This window comes from Faecousia intestinalis (assembly GCF_040096185.1).
Taxonomy (GTDB): Bacteria; Bacillota; Clostridia; order Oscillospirales; family Oscillospiraceae; genus JAZOXB01.
Genome location: NZ_JBBMFF010000223.1, coordinates 17171 through 28860, shown reverse-complemented (window position 1 = coordinate 28860; position 11690 = coordinate 17171). Strand labels below are relative to the sequence as shown.

Here is an 11690-nt window from a genome sequence, read left to right as displayed (position 1 = left end):
AGCTTGAACTGTTCGGTGTGGCCGAAATGCTGAAAGATTTGACCGTTTTCATAGGTAACTGCAATTTTCATAATGGAATCTCCTTTGCAATTTTTGCCTGATTTTTCCATGTTGGCTCTCTGCATCCGGCAGCAGCGGCCGCAGTGAGCTGCCTCCTGCCCTCCGCAGATGCGGTAGTTTCCCCCTGTGATGTGCAGCGGTTTCCTGTGGACAAGGCACGCTGCGATCTTGCGCCGTGCGACTTCGTAAATCTCCTGCACGGTAGAGCGGGAAATATCCATTTGCACGGCACACTGCTCGTGGGTTTGCTGCTCCAAGTCAACCAGCCGAATGACCTCGTACTCGTCCAGCGTCAGCAGGATCGGCTCGACATCCTCGCTCCCGTAGGGGCAGAATTTATCGACTTGCGGTGCGTCACAAATCCGACGGCACCGTGGCGGTCTTGGCATGGGCACATCCTCCTTTGTTTCCGGTATATACCGATTATACAACGCGATTTGAGAATTGTCAATAAGAGGTGAGCGTTTTGCCTCCCTGGAATTTGAAGGTCATCCGTCCGTCGGCGTGGATGGAGCAAGGAATGCTTCTTCCGAGATCAGATGATTTCGGGAGCCGCTGGGAAGATGTAACCGAGCAGGGCAAGATAACAGAACCGGATTTGAACCCGGGCTTTTGACTAAAAACACGCTGTTCTAACGAAAAAACGGCCAATTCTAACGCCGTTCTAACGCGAAAATCGGAAAATTCAAGGAGTCGGACAAAAAAGGAAAGTCCAGCAAACCCTTGGCTTAACAGTGATAAGGAACTAATTTACTTATCAACTGTTAGCTGACGGTTTCCGGGGTGCATACGGACAAATCCCGTCTGATTTCTAACAGAAAGTCAGACGGGATTTTCGCTTTATATTACGAATTATGGAGGACATACCATGAAAACCTTAATATCTTGTGCCTACAATATGGATAATTGCTGTGTGGAAGTGAAATTCAGCGACGGCAGTATGATTGCGATTGACACTATCGTCGTTGAGAACGAGATTGCTGACAATATGTATCAGCGGTCAGAGCTGGATTATTTGATCTACAACGCTCCTTTGGAGTATGCAGACCTTATCTTGAACGGCGATCCCGAAACCTATTTGAAAACTGTAACAGAATACAAGCCTTGGGATAGCTGACAACACGCTGCCCGCAGGAGAAAATCCTGCGGGCGTTTTTCTGTTTATATTATTTCCCTCCGTTGGATCTCAATTTAGGAAAGAAGATGACAATCTTGAAGCTCTTTCCCCACTGGGAAGCTGCTTCCAGATGAAGATTTAGATCGTCGGCCATCTTCTTAACCAGGTAAAGTCCCATACCGGTAGCCTTCTTTCTGCTGTCAGTAGAATCCCCGGTAAAGCCCTTTTGAAAAATGTACGGCAGATTATATTTTTTTACGCCAATGCCGTTATCTTCAACAGAAAGGATATCTGCAGTCTCCGAATGTATCACGGAAATTGTAAGCATGGGACTATCGCTGCTATATTTGATGGCATTGCTAACGATTTGTCCCAACATAAACTGAAGTCCTCTACGGTCTGTATAGACTGTTTCAGATTGCAGTTTGTTGAGAATGACAAAATGCTTCTCTTCAAGAAGTGGGGCATAGTCCTCCAGAACTTCACCCAAGCAGTCATTCAAATTGACATCCTCAAATCGGTAATCCTTTGTACTGCTCTTCAACCGGGCATAGTACAGCATCTGCGTGACATCCTCCTGAAGCTGACTGCGGACATAATCCAGCTTTGCTTGCAGGGAAGGAGAGATTTCATCGTTCCGGTTATCCAAGAGCATGGTCAGCAACGATAGGGGCGTTTTCGCTTCATGTGCCCAGCCCTCCACGTATTCTTCATAGTCCCGTAGGGCATCCGCCATATTGTTACTCTCGTTTTTGTATTCCCGTAAAACCGAAGCCAAAAATCGGACAGATTCTCCTTCTTTCTGACTAATGGCACTGAGCAGCCGTTCTTCATTGCAGATGGTAGGATCACTGAGGAAATCTCGGAACAGTTCCATGTGGGTGTTCTCCCTCTTGTTTAGTACAAACAGAATCGCTGAAAACAAAAGGATGCTCGTCAGAACTACTAACCCGATCAAGGTTTGAAATACCTGAATGTCAGAAATCCAAAGAATGACAGCGCAAAAGCAATCCACGCCCAGCAGCAACAGAAGCCAGGGGTAGTACCGTTCTATCATGTGCCAAAGCTGCTTCATAGAGACACCTCCGCTTCCAAACGGTAGCCCATTCCTCGAACTGCAACGATTCGCTGCTTCATTTCAAGGGCGGACATCGTTTTTTTCAGCCGGGTTAGGTTAACCTGCAAGGCATTTTCATCTATGTATTCCGTGGTTCCCCATAGTGCCATGCAAAGCTGCTCCGTCGTGACCAGAGCATCGCCGCCGGACAAAAGAGCGACCAACAGTTTTCCCTGATTTTTTGGAAGCACCACAGAGGTATTATGAATATAAAGCGTGTAGGTCTGCTGGTCTAACAGGAAATCTGGTCCCTCTATGAGATTGGTACGGCCTTCATACCTTTTGAGAATATTGGATACCCTGGCAAGAAGTCGATCTTTTCTGCACGGCTTCGTCAAATATTCATCGGCACCCAACTGGAACGCTTGCAGTTCATCCTTTACCTGATCTCTGGAAGTCAGCACCAGGACGGGGATAGCAGTTTTATTCTTTAGCTCCTGGCAGATTTGAAAGCCACTGATCTCCGGCAAGTTCAGGTCTAAGATCACAAGGTCAGGGCGGAGGGCTGCCAAGAGCCGAGCGGCATCTTCAAACTCGGTAATTGCCTCCACAAGATAGCCGTCCTTTTGGAGCATATCGCAGAGTTCTTCCCGCATATAGACTTCATCTTCCACAACAGCAATTCTTTTCATGACAGCACCTCCTTCCAAATTATTCTTCTCTCTGCGGCTGCATCAGTGTCAGCAAATACCGATCACTGGAACGCTTGACCACTCTCATATAAATATATTCTATCACGCAAAGTAGTAAAATCATAGCAGCAGATACAAGCAGCATTTCAGACACTGTCCCACGGGTTCGGGACGAGAGTATCCCTGTAAATAACGCCCTGACTCCAAACAGACTGCTGACAGCCGCAACCAATACAGGAAGTCCCATAAACCAGGTAATTTGCTTTCCAGCAGACTGGCAAAGGGTTTCGTAAGTAGCTCCCAGGCGGATCAGGGTCTGGTATCTGCGCCCGGTTTTCTGCTGACTCATCAGGAACTGAACACCCACGATGGTGTTGGCAACTACCAGGAAAACAATCGCAAGATAGAGGGTAATATAACTGGATGCTATGGTGTAGAAAAGCTGACGACCTATATTCTGAAGATAGCTTTCATATTCAATGCCAGTTTCGTCCAGCTTCTCGTTCAAATCCAAATATGCAGTCATAAGGCTATTTCCATCCAGAGCCTGCTCACTGAGCACCGCATTGACATAGGTATCATACATTCCCTGGCTATAATATAGGAATGCTTCATCCGGAAGAATCAATGCAAAGGACAAGGTTATAGAACGGTCCGTGACCAAATTCACAGACTGAACCTCTCCTGTAAGATGAATCGGACTACCATCCAGTTCCACCTTGGGCTGTCCGGCCAATACTTGGTTCAGCATTGCGGTACGACTTACCGTAGTAAACTCTGTATCAATATAGACAGCGGCCTCCTTTTCGCCTAATTGGAGAGCCGGTTTGCCGGACAATTCCAACAAACGATTATAGTCCGATAAACAAATCAAATATGGGTATGTGGCATAACCAAGATTGTTCAGAAGGACATCCCGGTCTTCCGACTGGGGCAGGCTCCGAAGAGAGTCCATAACAGCGTCCATGCTGTAGGCATTATCATAATCTTCTGTGGTGCGAATACGCCCAACCCTCATTTCAAAAAGCTCTGAAAATTGATTTTCCAAACCGTTTTCTTTCAGGGCTGCCTTTATATTCGGAAGAACCTGCGATGAATCTTCTGCAGTATGATCTTCAAAAGTATAGTCGATTACATGGCCAGAAGACAGGCTATTCGTTCCTGCAATTCCTACGCCCGCACCAAAACAACACAGCGCCGCCAGAATCAGCAGGGAGCTGATGGCCATGGAGGTTGACTGATGAATAACATTCTCCTGAATCTGCCGGAAGGTAAATACATGAAGCTGCTTATTTCCTTTTCCTTTCTTAACAATCAAAGCAATCAGCGCACGCATCCCATAGAAAAGCAGCATCGTACCAACTATGCCCAACAGCAAAGTCAGTCCCATCATACTTACCTTTGTCCATGCAATTCCCTGAATCGCCATGTAGTAAGCCACTGCCAACATCACACTTCCGCATATAGCAGCCAGTCCATAGATAACAGATGGCATTTTCTTTTTGGGGCGGTTCGTTGGCTGGGATAGCAAAGTACCGATCTCCTGGCGGCTGATTCGTCCACTCAAAATCAGAAGTGCCGTCAGCTTAATTGCCAGAAATCCTGCCAGCGTCCATTCAATTGCAGACCAGGATAAAGAAAACTGATGACCGATGATCCCCATGCCTACCAGCTTGGCGGTGACAAGACTGACAATTTCTGAAAGCACCACAGCCACAGGTAAGCCTATGAGCATGGCAAGAATACTGGTCAGGAAATCTTCCGCCAGAAGCATACCAAACAGTTTACTTCTACGCATCCCCAACATTAGATAAACACCAAACTCATGCCGTCTGCGCTCGAACTGATACTTGCAGGCAAAATAGATCAAAAAGAACAGAATACCGAGGGTCATCCCATAAAACGCAGGAATCAGAAGCAGGAGTTTGTCAACTGCGTCACTCTCCATTTTCTGCAAAAAGAGCATCACATCTTGAGTGGAGATGGAAAGAATCATGTAAAAGGCAACAATAGAAATCACCAGGGAGCTGAAAAACAGACCGTTTTCCTTTCGGCTGCGGTGGCTGTTCCGAAGAATGAGATTAGAGAACATTTGCGCTGCCCCCTCCCAGTTGCGCCATCACCTTCAGGATGCGCCCGTAGAACTCCTGCTGGCTTTCGTCTCCACGCCGAAGCTCATGAAAGATCACGCCGTCCTGGATGAACAGAATGCGCTTGCAAAAGCTGGCGGCATTGGAATCATGGGTTACCATCAGGATCGTAGCTTGTTCGTCACGATTCAGGCCGGACAGCTTCTCCATAAGACTTCTTGCGTTCTTAGAATCCAGCGCACCCGTCGGTTCATCGGCAAGGATCATTTGGGGATGTAAGATCAGAGCCCTTGCTGCCGCAACACGCTGACGCTGGCCGCCGGACATCTTGGACGGAAACTTATCCAGAACATCAGTGATTTCCAGATAGTCAGCCAACTGCTTCAGCCGCTGGCTGCTTTCTGCTTCGGATACCCCATGCAAGGAAGTCGGGAGCAGGATGTTTTCCCTGCCAGTCAGGTTGTCCAGCAATTCAAAGTTCTGGAATAGATAACCAACTTTTTTGCCACGGTACTCTGCAAGAGCCTTTCCCTTGAGGGATTGCAGAGTATCGCCTTCCACCTGAATGCTTCCACCTGTGGGTTGAATCACAGTCGCAATACAATTGAGCAGTGTGGATTTACCGGAACCGCTGCTTCCCATAATGCCGAGAAACTCTCCCGGCATCACCTGGAAGGTGATCCCATTCAGTGCCTTTGTTTGACTTGGCACATTGCCATAGATTTTTGTTAAATTTTCAATATTCAAAATGGGTTTCATGTGAATACCTCCTATCATTTGTAATAAAATGATAGCATGGGAACACAGCAAATACCACTTACAGTGGTTGTAAGGATTCAAGATATAAGTGGCGGCTCAAGGGGGACGAGCATATATTTTGTAAGAGCATCAGGCGACAATGATAAAATATACCGGATCGCCTCCTTGGCAAACCAGTTCGTTTTAATTGTATCCCAATCAGCAAGTCGGATAATCTCTGCTGTGCCGTTCTCAAAATCAACTGAAATTTCGCCCCATTCGCCGTCGCAGTCTGCTTGATATTCGTAGATTGCGGCGGCGATTTTCTTTTTGCGCTTGGTTTTGGTTTTCTGTTTCAGCCGGACAGCATGGAGCGCACCTTCGGCAACCAGCAGTTCTGTCAGTTTGTCCACCGCTTTCCGGTAGGCTCGCTCTGCACCGCTGGCTGTGCTGCCCTCAAACATAATCGCCAATTCTTCAAAAGTGGGGCGGTTCTTCCATGAGCCAACTCGCCCGCAGGTCATACAGATTGCTAACCGTTTTTCGAGCAAGGTCTGTTCCCGGTAATTCAGCTTCTCAAATGCCCGCTGTACCTTTTCTGCTTGTATGCCGTTCCAGAGGATGTCGGTATAGTTCCAGCTATCGTCAAGGGCTATATCCTCGCCTGTTTCCTCGCCGTCCTCGTCCGTTATATAGAACGGCTGCTGGTTGCGGATTCCACGGACAACTTTCAGATATTCTTCCGCAAGAGCAAGGTCGCAGTTATACTTCTTGGAAAACTGGTTGACCGCATCTTTGGTGTTATGGTACAGCCACGCCATTGATCGCACCATTTTGTAATTGGTCAGAGAGGATACCGACCATTTTTCTTCGCCCATGCGGAAACGGAGCATAGAATCCCAGATGAACGGATAGATGTATGTAGCATACTCCGCACCCTTGGCAGGATCATAGTCCATCAGCTTTTGGAGCATTTGCTCCCGGCAGGAGATCTTTATATCGATAAATCGGTCTGTGTCGTACAGATTGCCGCCGTCCACACTGAGAAAGCCTTTGATGCGCTTGTTGAGCTGCGTTTCGTAGTGGTGCAGAAAGAACGAAAAATATAGCAAATTCTTTTCCCGCAAAGCAGACAGGATATATTCATTCAGACTGTCCACCGCTGGCGGTTCCGGTTCCAGTTGGAAGATGCGCTCTGCCACATAGGGTGGGATGCCATCATCGGATGGATTGACAGCGTGTTTCGGTATGTATCCGGTCATATTCCATGAAAAATCATTCAGCATAGCGCACCTCCTTCCAGTTTAGTAATACTCATAAATATCCCGTGATCAACTAATGGGTTATTTATTACTTTATTTTCTTTAACATACGGTGATAAATAGGTGCATTTGGTGCAGGAGTTGTGATTGGGAGCAGAAGTCCCTCTTTGATAAATTGTTCCACACGCAAAGCAATCCACCCATCACCGATCCCTAATTGATTCTTTCCAAGAACCTGTCCAACAAGCACGCTTTCCCTAAACTCGTCGTCCAGTGTATCCAATTCTCGAAGAATAAATGTATCATACAGAGTTTCTGATACGCTGACCAGTTTGCCGTTTATAACAGCACGAAGAGGAGAATTTTCCTGTTGGAGTTCTCTCCAGCGGTTAGCCAAACTACGAAGGTAATTTGTTGGCAACTTCTTCCCAAGAGATGCCATCCGTCCCAAGTGATAAGGTTCAACTTCTCCCCAACCGTTATACTGGACAATGCATCCATCTGGTCTTGTTTCCCACATTGGAAGCTCCACAATGGTAATATCCAATTTTTCAAAGCCGATTGGTCGTAGTTGTTCCAGAAGCCAATACAATCCGCACACATCATCTGGGTCTCGTCCGACCCAAACACGAATCGGCTCTCCGTTTTGTGCTTTTTCCAGTAGTGTAGCATAGTTCTTTCGGGATGTATTGAGAAGTTCAGTTACGATTTCAGATGCCATATCGGGCAGTATGCTTAGTAGCAAAGATAATGCCGACTCACGCTCCAAACAAATTCCTGCTTCGGAGATGTTGCCCACAGACAATGCCAGCGGAAGATTAACTATGTCCTTACGATTTCCTTCCAACGGTATAGCATTCTCCCAACCAGAACGCTCCCGTTCTTCTGCTTGATGCTGGAACTTTTCTATTTCTTCTTTTGAAACTGTCCCATCAGAGATAATTACACTGGTTGCTCCGCCTAAAAAACCCTTATGTCCAATCGCAACCGCCATAGTCCCTGCGGCACTGTCGCTAAATACTACTTCTAACATAACGTTGCTCACCTCTTAGCTAAATTCAAATTCTTTTTATTGCTTCTTTCTTCAACGCAGCCTGTCCCATTTCTTTTTCATAATCACCCTTGGCGTAAGCGACATTGCCCAGCGCCCGAAGCATCTTATCTTTCGCCAGTTTTTTCATAACCTCTGCAAGATCAGCGTCCAGAGCGCCACGCTTCACATAGCGGTTTATGGTATTCAGTCGCTTCTCATAAATCTGTTTCAGCGGATGATCGTCCGCAAGTTCCCGCTGTTCTCTGCCTTTCAGGTTACCGATCTGCCGGCAGGTGCGGTGCAGCTTGTCCCCCGGAGCGTAGCCGCCGCAGTATTTGGTGTGCCTTGCATTGGTGGTCAGAAACCATTTGCCGCAGATTTTGCATTTTTTCGGTGCATGGCCAACACACAGGCCCTCAAAGAGATCAGACCGGAACATCCCCACAAAGGATACATAGTGCATCCGCTTGACCAGCTTCGCAACTTTTTCGCCGGGACGGATGACGGATATATACTGAACGGAATTATTCAAAGTAGACATCCAGGCATTGCCCTCCGTGATAGAGAACTCCGGCGGAAAATAGTCGCCGAACATTTTTGCAAAACCCTCTGCGGTGCGTTCTGCTTCATTGCCGTCTGATTTTTCTGCAAAATCAAGCATGGCCGTTTGGTATTCCCCAAGGGAGTATGCCAGATGCCCGAAAACTGCGGTATAGCGTTGGAGCATCATCGCATCGGCAAAGTTCTGGATTTCTTCAAATTGCAAAGAATTGGTTGCGGCTTTTATGGCAAACTCCACATATTTCAGCGCATTGTCCACAGTAAAGACTTTTTCAATCCGTTCTCTGTGCTTTGAGATATTCATATAGGAGAACGGCGGTGTTTGACTGAGAATATCAAGCATCGTCAGAGCAGCTTCCGTTGCAATAGGACAGAGTGCAGAAGCATCCTGTCCGGCGTTTAATATTCCAAGCAGCAGATTGATTTTCTCGCATTGCTCGTTCATCTTTGCGATGGTATCCGCAGGGACATTCAGCGCATCACAGGCAAGAGCGCCGACAGGAAGTGTTTTTCCCTCATATATGACCGTATCCTGCCAAAAATCCAATGTCATCAGTTCTTGGTTCATGCTTGCCCCTCCTGTCCTGTTTTTTCATTTTCTTAATTCTATCATGCTAATGTAAAGAAATCTACATCTATCCATAAGTTGTCCTGTTTTTTGAAACGGGGTTGTCCTCCGATTAGCCTGTTTTTTGAAAAATCCGGCATAACCATAGTAGAAGGAGCCAAACCCCTGCCAATCACGGCGGGTGTTTCGTGCTTTCTAAATACTATGAACGGAGGTTTTTCTATGACAATCTATGAAATCATCAAGGCGGCAATCAGCGTAAAGCAAGCCGCAAAACACTACGGGCTGAATGTCAACCGCAATGGTATGGCTTGCTGCCCGTTCCACAACGACAGGCATCCGAGCTTGAAGCTGAACGAGGATTATTTCTTCTGCTTCGGCTGCGGAGCCAAGGGGGATGTAATCGACCTTATGGCAAGACTGTTCGATCTGAGCAGTTATGAAGCAGCGCAAAAGCTGGCTGCGGACTTCGGGCTTGACCCGAAACCGCCCACTGCCGCAGCTATGGTCAAGCCAAAGCGTCCCTATATCCGTCAGTTCCGGGAGAATGAAATGCTGTGTTTCCGGGTGCTGACGGATTATCTGCATCTGCTGGAAGATTGGAAAATACGATACGCACCCAAGACACCGGAAGATGCTCTGGATGACCGTTTTGTGGAAGCCTGCCAGATGCACTGCTATATCGAATATATGGCAGATGTGCTGACGGTGGGTGATCTGGAAGAACGGGTGGCATTGGTGGACAAGCTGATGCAGGACGACAAAATTGCTTTTCTGCAAGAGTATACCGCACGAAAGAAAAAGGAGGTGGCGCACCGTGGCGAAGAACCGGAAAACGCCTAATATGAATTTTCCTGTCTTGTTTGACGGGCAGAACATCAACGAAGCTCTGTTTTGTGAAGAATTTCTGCATGAGCGCAGAATCATCTTCGCAAACGGAGCTTTTTTCACGCCCGATGGTCGAGTGACGGATGACCTTCCTCTGCGTGGGGAGATTTACGACAAGCTGAAATTTTGTGCCGTGAACAACATCCCACGGAAGATCACCAACATTCTGGAAGTGCTGAAACTGGAAGCGCAGGTGTCTGACTTCCCTCCGGAGCAGGATCGCATCCATGTTGCCAACGGTACGCTGCTCTTGAACGGCACTTTCACCGAAGGCAGACCGGCTATCGTGCGAAGCCGTCTGCCTGTCGGCTATAATCCCGATGCTCCTGCACCGGTGATCTGGCTGAACTTTCTGGATGGGTTGCTTTACGCCGAGGACATTCCAACTTTGCAGGAGTTTATCGGCTATTGCCTGATTCCCTCCAACAAGGGGCAGCGCATGATGGTGATTAAAGGCAACGGTGGCGAGGGTAAATCTCAAATCGGTGCGGTGCTGTCCACCATCTTCGGCACGAATATGAAAGACGGCAGCATCGGGAAGATTTCTGAAAACCGTTTTGCCCGTGCCGATCTGGAACACATCCTGCTGTGCGTGGATGATGATATGCGGATGGAAGCTCTGCGTCAGACCAACTATGTAAAATCCATCGTGACTGCACAGGGCAAAATGGACTTGGAACGCAAGGGCAAGCAGAGTTATCAGGGCTGGATGTTTGCCCGGTTGCTGGCATTCAGCAATGGTGATCTGCAAGCCCTATATGATCGCAGCGATGGTTTTTACCGCAGACAGCTTGTGCTGACCACCAAAGAAAAGCCCATGGACAGAGCCGATGATCCTGACCTTGCAGAGAAGATGAAAGCTGAAGCCGAGGGTATCTTCCTGTGGGCATTTGAAGGCTTACAGCGGCTTGTTGCCAACAACTTTAAGTTTACGGAGAGTGACCGTATCCGGAAAAACCGGGAAGCGGTCAAGCGTGACAACAACAATATCTTTGATTTCATGGAGTCGGAGGGATACATCCGATTGAAAGCGGATGCTTCCATCAGCTCTAAGGATTTCTATGAAATCTACCGGATGTGGTGTGAGGAAAACTCCCTTGCACCGCTGAAAGCCCGTAGCTTCAGCGATGCCATGATTGCCAATGCCGGGAGATTCAATCTGGAGCATTGCAACAACATCACCAACTCTGCCGGACGGCGGGTGTGGGGCTTTATGGGCGTGGAAGCTGTGGCAAGACCTCATATAAATGGATTTTACGATGTTTCGCCGTGTACGTACGTACCGGAGGACTGGCGGGATTGATTTTGCCAGTCATGCTCTGTACGTATGTACGCAGCATTTACCCCTGTTTTCTTCCGTTATAGGAAACAGCAGCTTTCAAAGCTGACCTGTTTTCGGGCATTAAAAATCAATGGTAATGGAAACAGCAAAGTTTTTGACCGCAGGACGAAACTATTTCACGAAATCGTGCTTCTCTGAACCGTGTACCCTGTTCACGGAACAATGGGTGTTTTCACTGTTCCAGACCAAACCACACAAAACGGCAAAGTGGGATATGGTCATATATGGACAGGACATCACAAGCGAAATTCTGAACGGATTTCGGAGATTGCAGATTTTTCA

The 11690-nt window shown here is 47.6% G+C and carries 11 protein-coding genes; 3 read left to right on the top strand and 8 right to left on the bottom strand.

Annotation, left to right across the window (positions count from 1 at the left end; all coding sequences use genetic code 11):
- On the bottom strand, positions 1-449 hold a 449-nt coding region (locus WMO66_RS08640), incomplete at its 3' end, for a DUF134 domain-containing protein (RefSeq protein WP_349136010.1).
- 479 nt (positions 450-928) lie between these two features.
- Here WMO66_RS08640 and WMO66_RS08635 point away from each other — a divergent pair.
- On the top strand, positions 929-1177 hold the full coding sequence (locus WMO66_RS08635) for a DUF6061 family protein (RefSeq protein ID WP_033121501.1): 249 nt from the start codon (positions 929-931) through the stop codon (positions 1175-1177).
- 49 nt (positions 1178-1226) lie between these two features.
- On the opposite strand, the gene WMO66_RS08630 is transcribed toward WMO66_RS08635, so the two are convergent.
- The 7 genes from WMO66_RS08630 to WMO66_RS08600 all read right to left on the bottom strand — a co-directional run bounded on the left by WMO66_RS08630 (position 1227) and on the right by WMO66_RS08600 (position 9178).
- Entirely contained in the window at positions 1227-2252 is a 1026-nt protein-coding gene (locus tag WMO66_RS08630) for a sensor histidine kinase (RefSeq protein ID WP_055228679.1), read from the bottom strand.
- Positions 2249-2926, bottom strand: a complete 678-nt coding sequence (locus tag WMO66_RS08625) for a response regulator transcription factor (protein ID WP_055228678.1) — start codon at positions 2924-2926, stop codon at positions 2249-2251. Before WMO66_RS08625 ends, WMO66_RS08630 begins: the two co-directional genes overlap by 4 nt.
- Before the next feature lie 19 nt (positions 2927-2945).
- A complete protein-coding gene (locus tag WMO66_RS08620) occupies positions 2946-5018 on the bottom strand; it encodes an ABC transporter permease (protein WP_349136009.1) in 2073 nt (690 codons plus the stop codon).
- Positions 5008-5775: an ABC transporter ATP-binding protein gene (locus WMO66_RS08615; protein WP_033121505.1), complete on the bottom strand. Its 768-nt coding sequence runs from the start codon at positions 5773-5775 to the stop codon at positions 5008-5010. Before WMO66_RS08615 ends, WMO66_RS08620 begins: the two co-directional genes overlap by 11 nt.
- Before the next feature lie 77 nt (positions 5776-5852).
- Positions 5853-7040 carry a sigma-70 family RNA polymerase sigma factor gene (locus tag WMO66_RS08610; protein WP_118411104.1) on the bottom strand — a complete coding sequence of 396 codons (1188 nt, stop codon included), beginning with the start codon at positions 7038-7040 and terminating at the stop codon, positions 5853-5855.
- A gap of 64 nt (positions 7041-7104) precedes the next feature.
- Complete coding sequence (locus WMO66_RS08605) at positions 7105-8049, bottom strand: DUF3658 domain-containing protein (RefSeq protein WP_110442444.1); 945 nt, start codon at positions 8047-8049, stop codon at positions 7105-7107.
- Between the two features lie 25 nt (positions 8050-8074).
- Complete coding sequence (locus tag WMO66_RS08600) at positions 8075-9178, bottom strand: DUF6076 domain-containing protein (protein ID WP_349136008.1); 1104 nt, start codon at positions 9176-9178, stop codon at positions 8075-8077.
- 222 nt (positions 9179-9400) lie between these two features.
- Between WMO66_RS08600 and WMO66_RS08595 the strand changes: the two genes are divergently transcribed.
- On the top strand, positions 9401-10021 hold the full coding sequence (locus WMO66_RS08595) for a CHC2 zinc finger domain-containing protein (protein WP_118411106.1): 621 nt from the start codon (positions 9401-9403) through the stop codon (positions 10019-10021).
- Position 10022: 1 nt separating this feature from the next.
- Positions 10023-11369, top strand: coding sequence for a DNA primase family protein (locus WMO66_RS08590; protein WP_349136011.1), 1347 nt, complete (start codon positions 10023-10025; stop codon positions 11367-11369).
- Positions 11370-11690 lie beyond the last annotated feature (321 nt).